Source organism: Acidovorax sp. GW835-FHT14G06 (genome assembly GCF_058793595.1).
In genome coordinates this window covers 297,673-318,251 of sequence record NZ_JBXAGA010000002.1, presented here as the reverse complement: position 1 = coordinate 318,251, position 20,579 = coordinate 297,673, and the positions used below count along the sequence as shown (strand labels likewise).

At 63.7% G+C, this 20,579-nt stretch carries 20 protein-coding genes; 3 read left to right on the top strand and 17 right to left on the bottom strand.

The window, feature by feature from the left end; all coding sequences use genetic code 11:
• Window positions 1-54 precede the first annotated feature (54 nt).
• Both AC1Q64_RS04025 and hemN read right to left on the bottom strand, forming a co-directional pair.
• Window positions 55-780 carry a sulfite exporter TauE/SafE family protein gene (locus AC1Q64_RS04025; RefSeq protein ID WP_291435331.1) on the bottom strand — a complete coding sequence of 242 codons (726 nt, stop codon included), beginning with the start codon at window positions 778-780 and terminating at the stop codon, window positions 55-57.
• A 5-nt stretch (window positions 781-785) separates the two neighbouring features.
• A complete protein-coding gene (gene hemN, locus AC1Q64_RS04020) occupies window positions 786-2,168 on the bottom strand; it encodes an oxygen-independent coproporphyrinogen III oxidase (RefSeq protein WP_056064378.1) in 1,383 nt (460 codons plus the stop codon).
• 189 nt (window positions 2,169-2,357) lie between these two features.
• On the opposite strand from hemN, the gene fnr reads away from it, so the two are divergent.
• Window positions 2,358-3,080 (top strand): fumarate/nitrate reduction transcriptional regulator Fnr, encoded by a 723-nt coding sequence (gene fnr, locus AC1Q64_RS04015; RefSeq protein ID WP_015014806.1) that lies wholly within the window; start codon window positions 2,358-2,360, stop codon window positions 3,078-3,080.
• Between the two features lie 110 nt (window positions 3,081-3,190).
• On the opposite strand, the gene AC1Q64_RS04010 is transcribed toward fnr, so the two are convergent.
• The 9 genes from AC1Q64_RS04010 to AC1Q64_RS03970 form a co-directional block, all read right to left on the bottom strand.
• The gene (locus tag AC1Q64_RS04010) at window positions 3,191-3,484 is read right to left on the bottom strand and encodes a hypothetical protein (protein ID WP_492250541.1); all 294 of its coding nucleotides are present in this window, start codon (window positions 3,482-3,484) and stop codon (window positions 3,191-3,193) included.
• Between the two features lie 57 nt (window positions 3,485-3,541).
• On the bottom strand, window positions 3,542-3,820 hold the full coding sequence (locus AC1Q64_RS04005; RefSeq protein ID WP_056064383.1) for a FixH family protein: 279 nt from the start codon (window positions 3,818-3,820) through the stop codon (window positions 3,542-3,544).
• A 64-nt stretch (window positions 3,821-3,884) separates the two neighbouring features.
• Window positions 3,885-5,330, bottom strand: a complete 1,446-nt coding sequence (ccoG, locus tag AC1Q64_RS04000; RefSeq protein ID WP_291435339.1) for a cytochrome c oxidase accessory protein CcoG — start codon at window positions 5,328-5,330, stop codon at window positions 3,885-3,887.
• A gap of 81 nt (window positions 5,331-5,411) precedes the next feature.
• Window positions 5,412-6,326, bottom strand: a complete 915-nt coding sequence (gene ccoP / locus AC1Q64_RS03995) for a cytochrome-c oxidase, cbb3-type subunit III (RefSeq protein WP_291435341.1) — start codon at window positions 6,324-6,326, stop codon at window positions 5,412-5,414.
• A 24-nt stretch (window positions 6,327-6,350) separates the two neighbouring features.
• Window positions 6,351-6,488 carry a CcoQ/FixQ family Cbb3-type cytochrome c oxidase assembly chaperone gene (locus AC1Q64_RS03990; protein WP_015014811.1) on the bottom strand — a complete coding sequence of 46 codons (138 nt, stop codon included), beginning with the start codon at window positions 6,486-6,488 and terminating at the stop codon, window positions 6,351-6,353.
• Window positions 6,489-6,504: 16 nt separating this feature from the next.
• Window positions 6,505-7,137 carry a cytochrome-c oxidase, cbb3-type subunit II gene (ccoO, locus tag AC1Q64_RS03985; RefSeq protein WP_056747154.1) on the bottom strand — a complete coding sequence of 211 codons (633 nt, stop codon included), beginning with the start codon at window positions 7,135-7,137 and terminating at the stop codon, window positions 6,505-6,507.
• 18 nt (window positions 7,138-7,155) lie between these two features.
• The gene (gene ccoN, locus AC1Q64_RS03980) at window positions 7,156-8,595 is read right to left on the bottom strand and encodes a cytochrome-c oxidase, cbb3-type subunit I (protein ID WP_056747153.1); all 1,440 of its coding nucleotides are present in this window, start codon (window positions 8,593-8,595) and stop codon (window positions 7,156-7,158) included.
• A 64-nt stretch (window positions 8,596-8,659) separates the two neighbouring features.
• Window positions 8,660-8,797: a cbb3-type cytochrome oxidase assembly protein CcoS gene (ccoS, locus tag AC1Q64_RS03975; protein ID WP_010460651.1), complete on the bottom strand. Its 138-nt coding sequence runs from the start codon at window positions 8,795-8,797 to the stop codon at window positions 8,660-8,662.
• A complete protein-coding gene (locus tag AC1Q64_RS03970) occupies window positions 8,797-11,304 on the bottom strand; it encodes a heavy metal translocating P-type ATPase (RefSeq protein WP_492250681.1) in 2,508 nt (835 codons plus the stop codon). Before AC1Q64_RS03970 ends, ccoS begins: the two co-directional genes overlap by 1 nt.
• Before the next feature lie 108 nt (window positions 11,305-11,412).
• On the opposite strand from AC1Q64_RS03970, the gene AC1Q64_RS03965 reads away from it, so the two are divergent.
• Window positions 11,413-11,856, top strand: coding sequence for a universal stress protein (locus AC1Q64_RS03965; RefSeq protein ID WP_492250540.1), 444 nt, complete (start codon window positions 11,413-11,415; stop codon window positions 11,854-11,856).
• Window positions 11,857-11,934: 78 nt separating this feature from the next.
• Here AC1Q64_RS03965 and AC1Q64_RS03960 read toward each other — a convergent pair whose 3' ends face one another.
• A complete protein-coding gene (locus AC1Q64_RS03960; RefSeq protein WP_492250539.1) occupies window positions 11,935-12,891 on the bottom strand; it encodes a LysR family transcriptional regulator in 957 nt (318 codons plus the stop codon).
• A gap of 67 nt (window positions 12,892-12,958) precedes the next feature.
• Here AC1Q64_RS03960 and AC1Q64_RS03955 point away from each other — a divergent pair, with 67 nt between their 5' ends.
• Entirely contained in the window at window positions 12,959-14,500 is a 1,542-nt protein-coding gene (locus AC1Q64_RS03955; protein ID WP_492250538.1) for an MFS transporter, read from the top strand.
• A gap of 68 nt (window positions 14,501-14,568) precedes the next feature.
• Here the strand turns inward: AC1Q64_RS03955 and AC1Q64_RS03950 are convergent, their stop codons facing one another.
• The 5 genes from AC1Q64_RS03950 to AC1Q64_RS03930 form a co-directional block, all read right to left on the bottom strand.
• On the bottom strand, window positions 14,569-16,143 hold the full coding sequence (locus AC1Q64_RS03950) for a malonate--CoA ligase (RefSeq protein WP_492250537.1): 1,575 nt from the start codon (window positions 16,141-16,143) through the stop codon (window positions 14,569-14,571).
• An 84-nt stretch (window positions 16,144-16,227) separates the two neighbouring features.
• Window positions 16,228-17,031 carry an enoyl-CoA hydratase/isomerase family protein gene (locus tag AC1Q64_RS03945; RefSeq protein ID WP_492250680.1) on the bottom strand — a complete coding sequence of 268 codons (804 nt, stop codon included), beginning with the start codon at window positions 17,029-17,031 and terminating at the stop codon, window positions 16,228-16,230.
• 144 nt (window positions 17,032-17,175) lie between these two features.
• A complete protein-coding gene (locus AC1Q64_RS03940; RefSeq protein WP_492250536.1) occupies window positions 17,176-18,165 on the bottom strand; it encodes a Bug family tripartite tricarboxylate transporter substrate binding protein in 990 nt (329 codons plus the stop codon).
• 68 nt (window positions 18,166-18,233) lie between these two features.
• Entirely contained in the window at window positions 18,234-19,733 is a 1,500-nt protein-coding gene (locus AC1Q64_RS03935; protein ID WP_492250535.1) for a malonyl-CoA decarboxylase, read from the bottom strand.
• Window positions 19,730-20,398 carry a GntR family transcriptional regulator gene (locus tag AC1Q64_RS03930; protein ID WP_492250534.1) on the bottom strand — a complete coding sequence of 223 codons (669 nt, stop codon included), beginning with the start codon at window positions 20,396-20,398 and terminating at the stop codon, window positions 19,730-19,732. Before AC1Q64_RS03930 ends, AC1Q64_RS03935 begins: the two co-directional genes overlap by 4 nt.
• Window positions 20,399-20,579 lie beyond the last annotated feature (181 nt).

Below are 20,579 nucleotides of genomic sequence, written 5' to 3'. Positions count from 1 at the left end.
CAGCTTCCACCCACCGTGCGGTTGGGGTGATGTGGACGAGTCAGCGCCGCGCGCTCAGCGGCACCAGAGCGACGGCTTGTAAATGAGATCCATCCACAATGCCCAGGCGGCAACCCCGCACAGCATGGCACCTGCGGCCCGCGTGCCCCACTGCCCCCTCGCTAGATTCAGGCGGTTGCGAAGGCTGCTCCAAGCCCAAGGGCCGCCCACCAGCCACACCCCGCTGCCCAGGGCAAACAGAGCCATGGTGAGGGCGCCCTCCAGCGCTCCGCCACTGAGCGCCGCAACCAACAAGGCCGAGTAGAGCAGTCCACAAGGCATCAGGGCCCACAAGACTCCAGCCACCATCACTCCGCCCGGAGCCCCGACCAGCGGGCGAACACGCGCCCACACGGAGCGGCCAGCCTGCTCCACCCAGGCAGGCTGGCGCGACTGCACCATCATCATGAGCCCCCAGGCCATCACCGCCACATGCATGAGTGTCCAGGCGGGGCGCAGCGCCGTGGTCTGCTGGGTGAGCCATGCCAGACTGTCCATGGCCAAGGCTGCCATTGCACCGACGCCGGCATACCCCACAAGGCGTCCCGCATGAAAGGCCATGGTCCGCTGCAGCGTACCGCCACGCGGCGCCCAACGCACCACCTGCTCTGCACCCCCGTCCGACTGTGGCATGCCGCCCTGCCCCACCAATGCCCCGCAGGGCGCGGAGCACATAGCCAGGCAGTGGGACCCACCGGCGAGCCCCATGAGCAAAGCAGTCCAGCCAACCGTTGCAAGCATAGGTGTCAGATGATGCGCGAAAACCGGGCGCGGTTGCGGTCAGCCTGCAGATAACGGTCAAAAACCATGGCGATACCGCGCACGAAGAACCACCCGGTGGCGGTCACTTCAATGCCCTCAGGCCCCACCCGTACCAACCCCTGCTCCTGCATACCCTCCAGCTGCGCCAACTCTGCTGCGAAGTACTGACGGAAATCGATCAACCACGCCTGCTCCATCGGCTCGAACAGCAGCTCGCCCTGGCACATCAGGGCCATGATGGCCGCGCGGCGCACCAGGTCGTCGCGGGTCAGGGCCAGCCCGCGGACCACAGGCAGCCGCCCTTGGTCCAGGAAGTCGTAGTACTCGTCCAGCGTCTTGGAGTTCTGGCTGTAAGTCGCCCCTACCCGGCCGATGGCCGATACGCCCAGTCCAATCAGGTCGCAGTCTGGCTGCGTGCTGTAGCCCTGGAAGTTGCGGTGCAAGCGTCCCTGGCGCTTGGCCACAGCCAGTGCGTCGGTAGGCAGAGCAAAGTGGTCCATGCCCACATAGACATACCCAGCGTCCATGAACGCATCGAGTGAGCGCGAGAGCATGGACAGCTTGCTCGCGCCTGTGGGCAATTCGGCGGAGATGATGCGACGCTGTGGTTTGAAACGCTCCGGCAAGTGTGCATAGGCATACAACGCAATGCGGTCAGGCCGCAGCTGCGCCACCTGCGCCAGCGTGCGGTCAAAAGACTCTGGCGTCTGGCGCGGCAGGCCGTAGATCAGGTCCACGTTCACCGAATCAAAGCCCAGCGAGCGGGCGGACTCCACCAGCGCAAAAACCTGCTCTGCAGGCTGAATGCGGTGCACAGCCTTTTGCACTTCGGCATCAAAGTCCTGCACGCCAAAACTCAGGCGGTTAAAACCCAATTCAGCCAGGAGCGCCAGACGCTCGGAGTTGACCGTGCGCGGATCCACTTCGATCGAGTATTCGCCCCCGGGCGCCAGCGTGAAGCTGCGCTTGAGCATGGCCATCAGCTCCCGCAAGCCCGCATCTGAGAGGAAGGTGGGCGTGCCACCGCCCAGGTGCAATTGACTCACCACCTGTCCTACGCCACAGTGCGCGGTGTGCAGGTCGATCTCGCGGCTCAGGTAGCGCAAGTAGACCTCGGCGCGGTCATGGTGTTTGGTGATGATCTTGTTGCAGGCGCAGTAGTAGCACAGGGATTCGCAAAACGGGATGTGCACGTACAGGGACAGCGGCATGGCCTTGGCCAGCGTGCCCGAACGGCGCTGTTGCAGCGCCAGCACATAATCTTCCTGACCGAAGGCCTCCACAAATCGGTCAGCCGTTGGATAGGACGTATAACGGGGCCCTGGCACGTCAAAGCGGCGCAGAAGATCTGGCGAAACAGCAGTCATGGGGAAATTTCCTTGCGTACACCTTGACTGTGCCGTAGGCTCCGGGACATGTCCTTGACCTGCATCAAGTGAACCAACAAGCGATACGGCGACAATTTGATGAAGGTCAGCCGCTCGCCCGCGCCCTGTATTCAGGTTCGTGTACGGCAAGCACGATATGCTCGACCAACAACCCAAGTCCATGTGCCTATGAACCCGCTCACCATCAAAGTCGCCTGCTCCAACTGCAACCTCCGCGAGCTGTGCATGCCCGTGGGCTTGAACGAAGAGCAGCTCCAGCGCATTGACGAGGTGGTTGCCGTCCGTCGCAAAGTCAAACGCGGAGGCACGCTGTTTCGCAATGGCGAGTCCTTCACGTCCCTGTATGCCATCCGCACCGGGTTCTTCAAGACCTGCGTGGCCACGGAAGACGGTCGCGACCAGGTCACGGGCTTTCAGATGGCGGGCGAGATCATCGGGCTCGACGGCATCGTCAATGACCACCATACCTGTGATGCGGTGGCACTTGAAGACGCCGAAGTGTGTGTCATGCCCTTCGACCGCATTGAAGAGCTGTCACGCGAAGTCACAGCCCTGCAGCACCACGTGCACAAAATCATGAGTCGCGAGATCGTGCGCGAGCACGGCGTGATGTTGCTGCTGGGCAGCATGCGTGCCGAGGAACGCCTGGCCGCCTTTTTGCTGAACCTGGTGCAGCGCCTGCATGCACGGGGCTTCTCGCAGTCGGAACTGGTGTTGCGCATGACGCGCGAAGAAATCGGCAGCTACCTCGGCCTCAAACTCGAAACGGTCAGCCGGACCTTCTCCAAGTTTGTGGAAGAAGGGATCGTGGAAGTCAAACAGCGCCATGTGCGCATTCTCGACACCGATGCCCTGCGACGCATTGTGAACAGCCAGCAGACCTGCCACTGACGACACTGACACTGAGCCACTTCCACGCAGAGGGTCGGTTCCGCACAAAGTACAACCATCTCTTGCGAAACGGCATGCATTGCATGCCCAGACAAGCAGGCGAAAAGGGCTCAGGGGCAGGACGATGTCTTGCGGCAATCGTCGGGGCGCTCCCCATCGGGCACCGGGCACCGGTTGACCTCGAACGGAGACATGGACAGCAGTGTCGTCAATGCGCTCGTGGCCATGGTGATGGCCCAAAACACAAAAAATGCGAGGGTGTACACCCCTTGCCGTGACAGCGCCAGGGGCTGGCCGAACCAGTGCAGGTCCTGGGGGTACACCATGGCAAAAACCAGCATCTCCAGCACGCCCGCCATCAAGAAGGCGGGCCATGCAATCCACATCAGGCGTTGCGTCCACATATCGGTTCTGTCTCCTGGTGCTGCCTGGGGTCGCTGGGGGCAGCGACCGGCGGGTTGTCAGCGTGGTTGGTCTTGCACGGGGGTGGCCGCATGGTTGCGGGCCTTGAGTGCCGGTGCCAGGCTTTTCTCCGGCGCCACCAAGGTCTTGTTGATCTCAATGCCCTGTCGGTAGTAATCCTCGGCCACCACCGGGTCAGGCCGAGAAATCGCCAGCCACAGCGTCACAAAGCCAGCCACGATCACGATGGCAGGCCCGGCAATCACCAGCCACACATGGCCGAACTTCCACCAGGGCACGGGAACTGCCGGTGTCGCGATGGCAGGGTTTGAAGACATGGTGCTCTACTCCTCAACAATATCGGTCAAAGTGCGGCCCTGAAAGGCCCCACCGGGATGCCGCTCAACGCGGCACAAGAAACACGGATTTTTCCGTCACATGGGCAGCTGCCCCTACGGCCTGCACGTCAAACTGAACCGCATGCGAGCCCGACGTGGCGGAACCGTACGGAATCTGCAAACGCACGGCCACCCAGCGCGACTCTGCTGCGCCAATGTCCACTTCGGCCTCGGAGGCCACCTCCAGCCCCTCCAGTCCACGCGCACTGATGCGGTAGCGCTGTTCGCCCTCCGTGGCATTCATGATCTGCAGCCGATAAATATTCTCCAGTTTGCCCCCCGCCACAATGCGCGAGAGCGCGGCCCGGTCACGCACGACATCCACCTTCAGCGGCGTGCGCACCACCAGGCTGGCCAGCATGGCAACGCACAGTGCTACCAGCACGGCGGTGTAGATCAGCACACGGGGACGCAACACGCGACGCAGCATCTGGGACTGCGTCCAGCGCTTGGCCACGCCGTTCTGGGTGGAATAGCGGATCAGACCACGCGGGTACTGCATCTTGTCCATCACCGTATTGCAGGCGTCCACACACAACCCGCAACCAATGCATTCATATTGCAAACCCTTGCGGATATCGATGCCCACAGGACAGACCTGCACACACAGCGAACAGTCAATGCAGTCGCCCAGCCCCTGGGCCTTGTAGTCAATGTTCTTCTTGCGCGGGCCGCGCTGCTCGCCACGCTCAGGGTCGTAGGTGACGATCAGCGTGTCTTTGTCAAACATCGCGCTCTGAAAGCGCGCATAGGGGCACATGTATTTGCAGACCTGCTCGCGCATGAAGCCTGCGTTGCCGTAGGTGGCAAAACCGTAGAAAAGCACCCAGAAAATCTGCCAGCCACCCTCAAACGCCAGCAGCTCGCTGCCTAATTCACGGATGGGCACGAAGTACCCTACGAAGGTGAAGCCGGTCCACAGGGCCACGGCAATCCATACCACCTGCTTGAGAAACTTTTTACGGATCTTCTCGAACGTCCAGGGACCGTTGTCCAGACGGAGGCGGGCACTGCGATCGCCTTCGATCTTGTGCTCGATCCACATGAACATTTCGGTGTACACCGTCTGCGGGCAGGCAAAGCCACACCACAGGCGCCCCGCCACGGCGGTGAACAGGAACAGCGACAGCGCCGAAATGATCAGAAGGCCGGTGAGGTAGATGAAATCCTGCGGATACAGCACCAGACCAAAGATGTAGAACCTGCGGGCCCCCAGATCAAACAGCACCATCTGGCGCTGGCCCCATTCAAACCACGGCAGCCCATAAAACACCAGCTGTGTCAGAAACACCATGCCCCAGCGCCAGCGCGCAAACAAGCCGCTGATGGAGCGCGGGTAGATTTTCTTTTGCGCTTCGTACAGCGAGATGATCTCGCCCGCAGAAGAGGCATCGGCGGCGACTGGCGTGATCGGAATGACCTTGCGAGCAGGCTCGCTGGGTGTACTCATGGTGTCGCTTTATGAACGGATAAGGGGCGCGCTTTGAAAAGAAAACCCGGGCAGTGCTTCAAACATCGCCCGGCGGACATGTCAACGTGCAGCCACCTGCTTGTTCGACAAACCCCACACATAGGCAGAGAGTACGCCGATCTGCGCCTCGGTCAACTTCTCGGCCTGTGCTGGCATCTGGTTGACCTTGCCGTTGTTGATCATGGCCGTGATGGCGGCCTCGCCCCAGCCATGCAGCCAGATATCGTCGGTCAGGTTGGGCGCACCCAGAGCCTGGTTGCCCTTGCCATCCATGCCGTGGCAGGCCGCGCATGCCGCAAACTTGGGCTTGCCCAGGGACGCACGCAGCGAGTCATGCGGGCTGCCCGACAGGCTCAGTACATAGTGCGACAAGTTGCGCACATCTTCTGGAGTGCCCACGGCTGCTGCCATGGGGGGCATATTGCCAATGCGGCCCTTCTCCAGCGTCTCGCGGATCTTCTCGGGTGTGCCGCCATGGAGCCAGTCGCTGTCCGTCAGGTTCGGGAAGCCCTTGCTGCCGCGTGCATCCGAGCCGTGGCACTGCGCGCAGTTGTTCATGAACAAGCGCTCGCCAATGGCATGGGCCTGCGGGTCCTTGGCCACGTCTTCGGGCTTCATGGATGCAAAGCGGGCGTACAGCGGCTCCAACTCCGTCTTGGCCTTGGCCATTTCGGCTTCGTACTCGCCCTTTTGCGTCCAGTTGAGCTTGCCAGTGAAGCTGCCCAGACCTGGGTAGGCAGCCAGGTAGCCCAGGCCAAAGATGATGGTGATGACGAACAGCCACACCCACCAGCGCGGCAGGGGGTTGTTCATTTCGACCAGGTCCTCGTCCCAGACGTGGCCGGTGGTGTTGTCGGAGGTGGCAACCACCTTCTTGCGGCCTGCCATCCAAAGCAGGATGCCGCAGGCGATGATGCCGACCAGGGTCAGCGTGGTCACAAAGACCGACCAGAAATTGCTGGTGAAGTCACTCATGGGGTGTTCTCGTTCTGGTGGAGGTCAATCTGTCTCGAAAGGCAGCTGGGCTGCCTCGTCGAACCGGGCCTTGTTGCGGCCGCGGTAGGCCCAGACCCAGATGCCAATGAAGCAGGCCATCGATGCCAGGGTGGCGACGATGCGCATGGTGGTGATGTCCATGGGATATCTCCTTTGCTTACTTGAGCGCACGGCCCATGACTTGCAGGTAGGCGATGAGCGCGTCCTGCTCCGTCTTGCCCTTGACCTCGCCCGCCGCAGCAGTGATCTGCTCGTCGGTGTAAGGCACGCCCACGGTGCGCAGGGCCTTCATGCGGGGAGCCATCACTGCAGGGTCCACCTGGTTCTTTTCGAGCCAGGGGTACGCGGGCATGTTGGACTCGGGCACCACATCGCGGGGGTTGTTCAGGTGGATGCGATGCCATTCGTCGCTGTACTTGCCACCCACGCGGTGCAGGTCAGGACCCGTGCGCTTGCTGCCCCACTGGAAGGGATGGTCATACACAAACTCACCCGCCACCGAGTAGTGGCCGTAGCGCAGCGTCTCGGCGCGGAAGGGGCGGATCATCTGCGAATGGCAGTTGTAGCAACCCTCGCGGATGTAGATGTCGCGGCCCGCCAGCTGCAGGGCGTTGTAGGGCTCCACGCCCTTGACGGCCTCGGTCGTGGACTTCTGGAAGAACAGGGGCACGATCTCGACCAGACCACCAATGGCGATCACGATCAGGATGAGCACGATCATCAGAAAGTTGTTGGTCTCCACCTTTTCATGGGAGAAACCGGTCGAAGCAGATGTGTTGTTGTTGGACATGAATGATCTCCTTCGGACTCAAGCGTGGGCCGCGTTCACAGCAGGAATGGCCACCTTGACCGAACGGCCCGAGATGGCAGTCAGCCACACGTTCCAGGCCATGACCAGCATGCCGCCCAGGTACAGCAAGCCACCCGCCACACGGATCACATAGAAGGGATAGGTGGCCTTCACGCTTTCCACGAAGGTGTAGGTGAGCGTGCCGTCGGGATTGACCGCGCGCCACATCAGACCTTGCATCACGCCGGCAATCCACATCGCTGCGATATACAGCACGATGCCGATGGTGGCCATCCAGAAGTGCAGCTCGATCGCTTTGACGGAGTGCATCTTGTCCTTGCCGAACAGGCGCGGCACCAGGTAGTACAGCGAACCCATCGAGATCAGACCCACCCAGCCCAGGGCGCCGGAGTGCACGTGGCCAATGGTCCAGTCGGTGTAGTGGCTCAGGGCATTGACGGTCTTGATGGACATCATCGGGCCCTCGAACGTGGACATGCCGTAGAACGACAGCGACACGATCAGGAAGCGCAGGATGGGGTCGTCACGCAGCTTGTGCCATGCACCCGACAGGGTCATGATGCCGTTGATCATGCCGCCCCAGCTGGGGGCCAGCAGGATGAGCGAGAACACCATGCCCACCGATTGCGTCCAGTCGGGCAGCGCGGTGTAGTGCAGGTGGTGGGGACCGGCCCACATGTAGGTGAAGATCAGCGCCCAGAAGTGCACGATCGACAGGCGATACGAGTACACGGGACGACCCGCCTGCTTGGGGATGAAGTAGTACATCATGCCCAGGAAGCCTGCGGTCAGGAAGAAGCCCACTGCATTGTGGCCGTACCACCATTGCACCATGGCGTCCTGCACACCGGCATAGGCCGAATAGCTCTTCATCATGCCCGCAGGGATGGCTGCGCTGTTCACCAGGTGCAGCAAAGCCACGGCCAGAATGAAGGCACCAAAGAACCAGTTGGCCACATAGATGTGCTTGACCTTGCGGGTGCCAATGGTTCCGAAGAACACGATGGCATAGGACACCCAGACCAGCGTGATCAGGATGTCGATGGGCCATTCAAGTTCAGCATATTCCTTGCCTTGGGTGTAACCCATGGGCAGGCTGACGACCGCTGCCGCAATGACCAGCACCCAGCCCCAGAAGGTGAATGCGGCCAGGGGACCGGCAAAAAGCCGGACCTGGCAGGTGCGCTGCACCACGTAGTAGCTGGTAGCAAACAGCGCGCTGCCGCCAAAACCAAAGATCACCGCATTGGTGTGCAAAGGTCGCAAGCGGCCATAACTCAGCCACGGAATGCCAAAGTTGAGTTCTGGCCAGGCCAACTGGGCGGCGATGATGACGCCCACCAGCATGCCGACCACCCCCACCACCACGGCCAGGATAGAGAACTGCCGCACTACCGTATCGTTGTAGTGCGCAGCATTTGTTTTTGGAAAATCCATCGGGCACCTCTTTGTATTGCAGTAAGAGTTTGTTGCAGTCGCGGCTATCGGGCATTGACACAAGTCAACCGTCTCGGAGAATGCGCTCCCCCTCTTGTTCGACGCTTTCGAACTGGCCGTGGTACACCGCCCACCACAACCCTCCCAGAATCAGGAGCACCAGCATCACGGACAACGGAATCAGCAAATAAAGGATGTCCATCAGGCAAGCTCCATTGGGGTCTTGGAAAGATCGAGGGGTGGCTGCGGCGCACCGCCAGCCATGGGGGCTTGGCACACAGGCGCGGCACCCTCCTGCGGTTGCGCGCTTTGTGATCCAGGCAACGAAGGCAGGTCGCGCGCCAGGCGCGCTGCGTTGAGCACCACCAGCAGCGAACTCAGCGCCATGCCCAGCCCGGCCAGCCAGGCGGGCATCCAGCCCAGCACCGCCAGCGGCACGCACAGCGCGTTGTAGGCGGCGGCCCACCACAGGTTCTGGCGCACCACGCGCAGGGTGCGGCGCGCCAGCAGCACCGTTTGCGGCACCAGCACAAGGCTGTCGACCAGCACTACAAAGTCCGCCCGAGACTGCGCCAGTGGCACGGCACGGCCGAAAGCAAAAGAGACATGGGCCCCCGCAAGCACTGGGCCATCATTGAGGCCATCACCCACCATGGCCACGTGGTGTCCTTCCGACTGCAGTGCCCGTAGCGCTGCCAGCTTGCCCTGCGGAGTGCACTCGCCCTGGGCATGGGCAATACCAGCCTGCGTGGCCACCCGCTGCACTGCACCCCGGCGGTCACCCGACAGCAATTGCACAGCCACACCGTCCTGCTGCAAGGCGTGCACCACGGCGGAGGCCTCAGCCCGCAGGTCTTCCACCAGATCAAAGCGGGCCAGTTCGCGCAAGGCTCCATCTGCCGATTGCTCAGAGAGCACGACCTGCAGCGCAGCACCGTTGGCATCGTTGGCAACACCCGCATGGCGGGCAGAGCCCAGGCGGATCGTCCGAGCCGCGGCGCCCCCTGTAGCGTCTTCCACGGTGGCGGTCAGCCCCTGTCCTGCATCCTCCTGCAGGCCCATCACCTGCCAACGCCCCAACGGCAGCTGCTGTGCAGAAGCCGCCGCAGCCAAGGCCCGCGAAGCCGGGTGCATGGACTGGCGCGCGAGCGCTGCGGCCAAGTCCAGCGCCTCTTCTGCGCTGCAACTGCCCGCAGGATGCACCGCTTGCAGCGCCATGCCGTCGCGGGTCAGCGTACCGGTCTTGTCAAATACCATGGTGTCCACCTGGGCCAGCGCCTCCAGCCCCTGTAGATTGCGCACCAGCACGCCGTGGCGCGCCAGCGTACCCGCCGCCGTGAGCATGGCGACAGGGGTGGCCAGTGACAACGCGCACGGGCAGGTGACGATGAGCACCGCCACCGCCACCATCAACGCATGCCCGGGGTCCGACGGCCACCAGTAGGCAGCCGCCAGCGCCGCCGCCAGCAACACGGCGACCAGGAAAGGCCGCGCAATGCGGTCCGCCAGCTGCGCCAGCCGTGGCTTTTGCAGCGATGCGCTCTCCATCAGTGCCACGATCTGCGCAAAGCGGGTTTGCCCGCCCGTGCCCTCCACCTGCACCTCGACCGGCGCCTGCAGGTTGTAGCTGCCCGCTGTGACGGTGCTGCCCACAGGGCGTGCCACGGGTGTGGACTCACCCGTCAGCAAGGCCTCGTCTGAATATGTATTGCCCACCGTGATTCGTCCATCGGCCGGGAAGGCCTCACCCGGCAGCACGCGGATGGTGTCCCCCACCACAATGCGCCGCGTGGCAACGCGGGCGAAACTACCATCCGCCGCGCGCCGCTCTACACTGTCGGGCAAGCGGTTCATCACAGCCTCCAGTGCGCCCGCCGTGCGATCACGCAGGCGCAACTCCAGCCAGCGGCCTGTGAGCAGGAAGAACACAAACATGGTCAAGGAGTCGTAGTACACCTCCTTGCCGAAGATGCCAGAAGGGTCAAAGGTGCCAGCCGTGCTGACCACAAAGGTGATCGCCATGCCCAGCGCCACGGGCAGGTCCATGCTGACCCGGCGCAGGCGGATATCGCGCAACGCGCTGGTAAAAAATGGACCACAAGAAAACACCACCATGGGCAGCGTGATGACCCATGAAGCCCAGCGCAACAGCTGCTCCATCTCACCCGACAGATCGCCCGGCTGCGCCACGTAGGCGGGCCATGCGTACATCATCACCTGCATCATGCAAAAGCCTGCCACCAGCCAGCGCCACAACGCACGGCGGCTCTCGCGCAGGCGCTGGTCGCGCGCAAACGCATCCATCGCGGGCATAGCACGGTAGCCCGCGCGGCGCACGGCATCCATCCATTGCGAAGGCAACACCTGGCCCGGTTGCCACACGACGCGGGCCCGGCGGGTAGCGGCGCTCACATCGGCCTGCAGCACGCCCGGTACTGCCCGCAGGGCATCTTCAATGGTCAGGGCGCAGGTAGCGCAATGCATACCGTCCAGTACCACATGGGAGTCCCAGGCCGTGGCACTCGGGTCAGGCGAAACGGCATCCACGGATCCACCAGCCAATGGGCTACCCGCCACAGAGCAAGGCCGGCCAAACGCCAGCCACTCCTGGGGGTCGTCCAGCAGTTCGTCCCGCTGCTGCGGCGGCGGGCCTTCCACACTGTCAGGCGGGAGTGCCGGGGATGATGCCGGCGCACCAGGTCGAAACATGGACATGGGTCAAGCCTATCTGCGGGGCATCGCCAGTACATTGACCTGGATCAAGCCCCGGAACATGATTCATCCTAAGCTTGTTCCATCACTTTGAGGAGCCCTTTTATGTACAAACGCATCCTGATCGCTACAGACGGATCCCCCCTGTCGGACAAAGCGGTGGAACATGGCTTGTCGCTGGCCGCACTGACGGGCGCCACAGCGGTCGCCCTCAAGGTGGTGCCTCGCTACCCTCGCAGCTACTTTGAAGGTGGCATGCCAGTCGACATGAACGACGTCAAACGCATCGAATCCCAGTGGGGCGATGCAGCACAGGCGATGGTCGATGGGGTGAAAGCCCAGGGCGGCGCGCAAGGCGTGACCGTGAAGGCAGTGGTCGCCAAGTCCGACCTGGTGGCCGAAGCCGTGATTGCTGCCGCCAAGAAGCACAAGTGCGACCTGATCGTGATGGCATCGCACGGCCGCAAGGGTCTCAAGCGCCTGCTGCTGGGCAGCGAAACGCAGCATGTTCTGACGCATTCGCATATACCGGTACTGGTGCTGCGCTGAAGGCGGCTTGGCATCCGCGGTCAAGCCTCAGGCCTCAGGTCATGAGACCTCAGGTCATGAGGCCGCGGCCGGGCCGGACTAGGGCCGCGCAGATTTCTTGCGACTGCCCACCGAGGCAAGCACAGCCGGCCCCTTGAGCGCAGGATCGTCCAGCACGCGCACCAGACAGTCGCGCAACCATCGGTGCGCTGCATCTGCGTTGTAGCGGGGATGCCAGGCCATGCGCGTCACGTCAGGCGGTACCGGCAAAGGCAGGGCAAACACCTCCAGCTTCAGCGAGGATGCCATGCCCCGTGCCACGCGCTCGGGAACGCAGGCAACCAGATCAGAGCGTGACGCCGCTATCAGTGCTGCAAAGGCGCTGGGCACCTGGAGCGCCACCATGCGTTCCAGTCCTCTTTCCGCCAGCACCTCGTCCAGCGCACTAGGTTCCCCGGGCCGCAGCGTGACGCCCACATGGCGTGCAGCAGCCAGCCTCTTTGGGGTCATGGACTGCCCCAGCAAGCTGTGGCCCAACCGCACAGCGCCCACCATGTTCTGGTGTGACAACTCGACACATTCGGTCTCCGGGTCGCGGCTGCGAAACACCCCCACATCCAGGTCCACACGCCCCTCCCGCAGCGCACCAGGGTCGTTGTGGCTTTCTGGCAAAAATTGCAGGCTGGCCAGGGGCATTTGACTGGCCAGCGCTTCCGACAAAGCAGCGCCATAGACCACCGCCATGCCTTCGGGGGCGCGCACCACAAAGTGCCTTCGCACCAAGGCGAGCCCCGGCCCTTGTTCCGGCGACTGCAATGCCTGAGCCTGTGCCAGCAGTGCGCGTACAGGCTCCGCGAGCGCCAATGCACGCGGCGTGGGCACCAGCTTGCGCCCCGCCCGCACCAGGATGTCATCGCCAAAGGCCTCCCGAATACGTGCCAGGGTGTGGCTCATCGCAGGGGTGCTCAAGTGCATGCGCGCGGCAGCCGCTGTGACGCTGCCAGTAGAGAGCAAAGCATCCAGCGCCACCAGCAGGTTGAGATCATATGATTTCATTTAGTGCAACTATATGTTTACATCATTGCACTGTACAAAATTTATCGGAAGCGAAACACTTCCGGCCATGAACACGCCCCCTCCCCTTGCCACGCCCCCAGCGGCTACAACGCGTCGCACGACTGCGTTTTCGCTGGCCGCGTTGATGCTGATGCTCGTTCTGGCCGCCCTGGACCAGACCATTCTCTCTACCGCCCTCCCCTCCATGGGGCGCGACCTGCCGGGCACCGTCCCACCCGCCTGGGCCTTTTCGGCCTATCTGCTGGCGGCAACCGTAGTGATTGCGCTGTATGGCCGCCTTGCGGACATATACGGACAAAAGCCTGTATTGCTGGTGTCAGTGGGCCTGTTCTTGGTGGGATCGCTGGCCTGCGCGACGAGCCAGACCATGCTGCAGTTGGTGCTGGCCAGAGCGCTGCAAGGCGCTGGCGGAGGCGGGCTGATGACCCTAACCATGCTGACCGTGGCCGCAATGCTCCCCCTGCAGGAACGCGGCCGTTACCAGGCGCTACTGGGCGGGGTGTATGGCGTGGCCACGATGTTCGGGCCATTGATGGGCGGCTGGCTCACGGAGCATCTTTCCTGGCGCTGGGCATTCGGTCTCAACGTGCCCCTGGCGGTGGTGGCGTTCGCTGTGCTGGTTGCCACACTGCCGCGACTGCAGGCAGCCACCGCGCCTCAAGGCCATCACCGGTCCGGGCAGCCGAGTGCTCCCATCGACATTGCAGGCGCCTTGCTGCTGGCCGGTGCGCTGAGCAGCACGCTGTTGCTGACACAGGCAGAACGCCTGCAACTTCCCACCTGGCTATCGACCGGCCTGCTGGCCAGCGTGGCCGCACTGAGCGCGGCGGGCTTCGTGCTGTGGCAACGGTACACCGTCCATCCACTGGTTCCACTGACACTTTTCGTCACGCCTGCATACACGGCCGCTGCGACCATAGGACTGGTCACCGGGGTGGCACTGTATGCGGCTGTGGTGTTCACGCCAGCCTATCTGCAAACCGCCCTGCACCTCGCTCCTACTGCGGCGGCGTGGCACCTGTTGCCCTTGATGGCAGGGCTGACAGCAGCCGCCATGGTCAGCGGCCGGTTGTTGCGGGCGCGCATGCCTGCAAAGCGGCTTGGGGGCGCCGCGTCGCTGCTCGTGTGGGCGGGCTTTGCCCTGCTGGCACTGGCCATGGAGTTCACCCCGACACAACCGCTGGTGCTTTCCGCCTGCCTGCTGCCACTGGGCGTGGGTATGGGCCTGCTGTTTCCCATCATCACCATGGTGTCCCAGCGCGCGGCGCCCGCAGCGTGGATGGGCATTGCTACCGCCGTGCCGGTGATGCTGCGCAGCCTGGGGGGAGCGGTGGGTGTGGCCTTGCTCGCCATGCTGCTCAGCCACTGGCTGCACGCCGCGATGGCACAGCCGCATGCCAACCCCAGCGCGGCAGGCGCGCACGCCCTGCAGATGGTGTGGGTATGCACAGCGGGTATGGCACTGCTGGGCATACTGGCCTGCCGGTGGCTGCCTGCCACACCGATGGCTTTGCCCACTGATACGGTGCCACCAGAGCCAGGCAACCCACACCCAGCTGGTACAGCAGGCCTTGTGCGTCCCCACTGACTCAAGAAAAAGGGCCTTTACAGGCCCTTTCGTGTCGTTTCAATGCCGATGGCGGCCGCAACCCCCTGTCAGACAAACAAGCCCTTGTGCTGATCGCGCAACAGGTTCTTCTGCACCTTGCCCATGGCGTTGCGCGGCAATTCGGGCACCACAAAACACTTCTTCGGGATCTTGAAGTTGGCCAGCTGCGACTTGAGCCCCGCCACGATGGCATCGGGGTTGAGCTGCGCGCCGGGCTTGGCAATCACCACGGCCACGCCCACCTCGCCAAAGTCGGGGTGGGGCACACCCACCAGCGCGCTTTCGGCCACGCCGGGCATCTCGTTGATGTAGCCCTCGATTTCGGCGGGGTACACGTTGTAGCCGCCGCTGATGATCAGGTCTTTGCTGCGGCCCACGATGCTCACGTAGTCGCGATCATCCACCTTGCCCACGTCACCGGTCTTGAACCAGCCGTCTTGCGTGAACTCTTCGGCGGTCTTTTCAGGCATGCGCCAGTAGCCCTTGAACACATTGGGGCCTTTGACCTGGATGTTGCCGATCTCGCCCACGGGCAGGGGCTTGTTGGCGTCGTCCACCACACGCAAGCCCACGTCAGGCAGCGGGAAACCCACTGTGGCGCCACGGCGCTCGCTCTGCCCGTTGTGGCGTGCATCGGCTGCGTAGGGGTTGGAGGTGAGCATGATGGTCTCGCTCATGCCGTAGCGCTCCAGGATGGTGTGGCCGGTGCGTTGCTGCCACTCGGCGAAGGTCTCGATCAGCAGCGGGGCCGAACCTGCAATGAACAGCCGCATGTTTCGGGTGGCCTCCTTGTTCAAGCCGGGCTCGGCCAGCAGGCGCACGTACAGCGTGGGCACGCCCATGAACACCGTGGCGCGCGGCATGGCGGCGAGCACGGCCTTGGGGTCGAACTTGGCGAACCAGATCATCTTGCTGCCGTTGATGAGCGCGCCATGAATGGCCACGAACAGGCCGTGCACGTGGAAGATGGGCAGTGCGTGGATCAGCACATCACCACGACCATCAGGCCCTCCGGTCGCCGTCCAGCCCCAGTAGTCCTTGAGCACCTGGGCGTTCGACAGCAGGTTGCCGTGCGTGAGCATGGCGCCCTTGCTACGGCCCGTGGTGCCGCTGGTGTACAGGATGGCGGCCAGGTCGTCAGCACTGCGGGACACGGCCTGGTGCTCGTCGCTGTGGTGGGCGGCACGCTCCAGCAGGCTGCCTGTGCGGTCGTCACCCAGGGTGAACACATGCTGCGTGCCCAGCGTGAACGCGATCTTGCTGACCCAGCCGAAGTTGCCGGGGCTGCACACCACCACGGCGGGCTCGGCATTGCCGATGAAGTATTCGATCTCGGCGCTCTGATAGGCCGTGTTGAGTGGCAAGAAAACATAGCCCGCGCGCAGCGTGGCCAGGTACAGCACCATCGCCTCCACCGACTTTTCGACCTGTACGGCCACGCGGCTGCCCTCGGGCAGCTTCAGCGACGCCAGCAGGTTGGCCATGCGCGCACTGGCGCGGTCCAGGTCGGACCAGGTGTAGAACAGCGGCTTGCCGTCAGGCGCCGTGGTCTCCACGGCCGTGCTGGCAAGGTCGGCAGGAAAGGCTGCGCGCAGGGCGCTGAAGAGGTTGTGTTGGCTCATGGCTCAGACTTCGATGGGCTGGGTGGCTGGGTTGAGACTTGGGACTGACTGATTGGGAGAAAGCTGGAACAGGAGCGGTGTCGGTCAAAACACTGGCGCGCGTTTTTCCAGAAACGCTGAAATCCCTTCGCGGTGCTCGGCGCTGGCGGCGTAGGCATAGGGGTCGGCAGGGCCACTTACTATGTTTTCAATAGCAGACAAGGCATGATTTTGTAGCGCTACAGGCGCTTTCAGCGCCCGAAACGTCTGTTTGTTCATGCGGGCGGCCTGGGACGCCAGGGCGGCGATGCGTTGTGCACTGCCCAGGGCTTCGGTGGCCACCATGTCATCGGCCACCACGCGGCTCAGAAAGCCGCGTGCCAGCATGTCGGGGGCGCTGAAGGTGGCGGCCTCCAGCAGCATCTGGCGTGCGGTCACGTCACCCACTGCACCTGCCACCAGCTGCGCCTCGCGCGGGGCCATCGGAAAACCCAGCTTGGCAATCGGTGCGCCAAAACGCGCGCCATTGCCCGCCACCCGGATGTCGCAGCAGCTGGCAATCTCCACGCCGGCGCCCATGCAGGCGCCGCTGATCTGGGCCACGATGGGCACGTCGCACTGCAGCATGGCATTGAGCCCGCCCCACACGTCGTTTTCATGAAAATCGCGCAGGGCCACCGCGTCAAAACGGAAGCCGGGGTACTCCGAAATGTCTCCGCCCGCACAAAACGCCCCGCCCTCGCCCGCGATGAGCACACAGCGCGCATCGGCAGAACGCTGCACGTCTTCAAACACCGCACGCAACTGCCGCCACATGGGCCGCGACATGGCGTTCAGCCGCCCAGTGTGGCGCAGGGTGACATGCACCACCCCGCCATCACCGATATTCATCAACACTTCACCCGACATCCTGGTATCCATTTCCTTCACATACCGCCCACGACCTTTGCACCCCCCATGCCATCGCCATCGCCAGCGCCACCGTAGAACTGGCTTTGCCAGGCCACGGGTGGCGTCCCCCTTCAGGGGGGAGGCGCAAAGCGCCATAGGGGGTTAGTCAAGCTTTGCGCCAGAGGCCTTCACCACTGCCGCCCAGCGCTTGACCTCGCTGCTGACAAACGCGCCAAACTGCTGCTGCGTCATGCCGCCGTAGTCCGCGCCGTTGCTGGCCCACACCGCCTTGAGTTCATCGGCGGTGCCCAGGCGCTTGATCTCGTCCACGATGCGGGCCTGCACGTCGGCCGGTGTGCCTTTGGGCGCCCACAGGCCGTACCAGGTGGTCACGGTGTAGTCGGGCAGGCCCACTTCGGAGGCGCAGGGTACGTCAGGGAATGCGGGGTTGCGCTTGGCGCCGGACACCATCAGCGCCTTGATACGGCCGCTCTTGATGTGATTGGCTGACGAGCCCAGGCCGTCGAACATCATGTCCACGTTGCCGCCAATGAGATCCTGCAACGCGGGGCCCGCGCCCCGGTAGGGGATGTGGGTGATGAAGGTGCCCGTCTGCTGTTTGAACAGCTCGCCCGCCAGATGGTGCGAGGTGCCCGCTCCGGCCGAACCGTAGTTGAGCTTGGCAGGGTTGCGCTTGATGTAGTCCAGAAACTGCTTGAAGTTGGTGGACGGCGTCTTGGGATTGACCACCAGCACCTGGGGCACATTGGCCAGCAACGCCAGGGGAATGAAGTCTTTCTCGATGTCGTAGTCGAGCTTGGGGTACATCGCAGGGGCAATCGCGTGGTGCACGGCGCCCATGAACAGCGTGTAGCCATCGGGCGCCGCCTTGGACGCGATGCTGGCACCCAGCGTGCCCCCGGCGCCACCCCGGTTGTCGATCACCAGCGTCTTGCCCGTGCTTTTGGAAAACTGCGCAGCCAGCGGCCGGGCAAACGCATCGGTGCCGCCACCGGCGGGGAACGGCACCACCACCGTCACGGGCTTGCTGGGCCAGGTGCTTTGGGCCCAGCTGTTGCTGCTGGCAAAGCCCAGGCCTGCAGCCGCCGCGCCGAGCAATACACCCCGGCGTTGGATTCGCGAATCAGTCATTCCTTGTCTCCTGTCGTTGTAAAAATACGCGGTCACTGGTCCGCCCGGCATCTTGCCGGCCGCCACGGTCAGTCGCGGCAAAGGCTGTCGATGTCCCCCGACACTGGCACCTTGCCCTGCGCCAACAAGCTGCGATGCTTGTCGATGCGCTTCAGGTCGTACAGGTAGTTCACCATGAGCCCGTACGATTGTTTCTGCCCCTTGCTAGACGGGTCACCCGCCCAGTTCAGGCGCTCTACCCGCGCGCCGTTGCCCAGGTGGAAGCGGGCCACGGGGTCTGCCGGCTTACCCTCTTGCAGCTCGCGGCCCAGATAGTACGCGGCGCATTCCAGCAGCATCTGGCGCACGGGGGATTTGGCGTCCAGCTCCAGCGCCTTGTCCACCGCCCCGAGCAAATGCGTGGCCTGCGGAGGCTCGAAGCCCACCGCGCGGCCCAGCTCGCTGCGGCGCTTGTCGTCCAGGCGGTCCAGCATGGCCCCCGCATGTTTGCCCAGCCAAGCGCGGAAACCCGGAATGGGCGACAGCGTGGCAAAGGTGCGCAGGCGGGGGAACTCGGCCGCGAGCGTCTCCACCACATGCTTGATGAGCGAGTCGCCAAAGCTCACGCCGCGCAGGCCTGTTTGCGTGTTGCTGATGGAATAGAAGATGGCCGTGGTGGCCCGTGTGATGTCCACGGGCGCAGCGGCCTCGTCCAGCAGCGGCGTGATGCTGGGCGAGATCTTGTCCACCAGCGCCACCTCCACAAAGATCAGCGGCTCATTGGGCAGGCGCGGGTGGAAGAACCCGTAGCAGCGGCGGTCGCTGTCCAGGCGGTTCTTCAGGTCGGCCCAGCTGCGGATGTCGTGCACGGCCTCGTACTTGATGAGCTTTTCGAGCAGCGATGCGGGCGAGTCCCACGACAGGCGGCGCAGCTCCAGAAAGGCCACGTCGAACCAGGTGGAGAACAGATGCTCCAGCTCGGCATCGAGCGGCAGCAGGCGCTTGTCGGCCTTGAGCAGCGGCAGGATCTCGGCGCGCATGTCCACCAGAAAGCGCATGCCCTCGGGGAACGCCGAAAACCGCTGCAGCAGCCGCGTGCGGGGCGACACCAGCGCACGGCGCAGGCTGATCTCGGCCTGCCCTTCTTCGGCCGTGCCCGCCGCCGCTTCGTAGCGCTGGCGGGCGGACTTGAAGCGCGTGGCATCCGGTGCGAACTGCTCGCACATCAGCAGCCACATGTCGCGCCTTTCCTCGGGCTCGGCCTTCGCATACCAGTCGGCCACGGCCTGGGCGCGGCGGCCGCCTTCGATCTCGCTCACCTGGGGCGCCACCACCTCCTGCAGGTCGGCCAGCAGACGGCGCAATGCGCGGGGCGACAACGCCTCCTGGCCGCGCCGCAGGGTGGCCTGCAGGCGCTCGTTGGTAGAACGCGGCACCGCGACCTTGGCGACCACATCGGTCACGGTTTTGTCGAGTGAGGCCTTGGCAGACTTGTCGGCGGTCTTGTCCCCTGCCTTGTCGGCGGCAGGCGCGGCAGTGCGCAGGCGTGACACGCTGCGGGTGATCCATTCGGGAGTGCTGTTGATCATGGGGTCAACCTCGATGGCTGGTTGCGGGCTACATCGCGCAGCGCATCGCGCTGGCGCAACAGATGGGTGCGCATGGCCTCCTCGGCCGCGTCGCAGTCGCGCGCCTTGAGCGCGGCAAACACGGCCAGATGCTCTGCCAGGCTTTGCTGCATGCGCCCGGGGGCATGCAGCGTCTTGTGGCGTGCCAGCCGCAGGATCTTGCGCAGGTCGCCAATCACCTGGGCCAGCCAGCGGTTGTCCGCCAGCGTGATGAAGGCTTCGTGGATGGCGTAGTTGGCTTCGTAGTAGTCGGTCATCCGCCCATCGGCCGCGCACTGTTGCAGGCGCTCGTGCAGCAGCTCCAGCGCGGTAATGTCGGCCGCCACGGCCTTGCTCGTGGCCTCGTGTGCGGCACGCCCCTCCAGCAACGCGATGACGGGAAAGATGTTGTCCAGATCGCTCTCGGTGACCTCGGCCACAAAACAACCCCGGCGCGGCTCATGGCGCAGCAGCCCCTCGGCCACCAGCACCTTGAGCGCTTCGCGCAGCGGGGTGCGCGAGATCTCCAGCCGCTCGCACAAGGCGGCCTCGTCCAGAAAGCTGCCGGGCGGCAAGGCGCCCGCAAAAATCTGCTCCCGCAGCCGGGAGGCGACTTCGTCGTGCAGTGAATTCGGGACAGGACGCATGTAAAACAAGGCTCCAGGACACCAACCCGCGAGGCATCGGCTGTCAGCGGCTGAAGCAAGGCGCAGGCCGAATGCCTGCAACACACCCCTAACAGCTGACAACAGAGGCGATTGCCTCGCCATGTGTGTAATTTCTCATAATTACGCAAAATGACAAGGTGTAAACCCTGATTTGCAGACT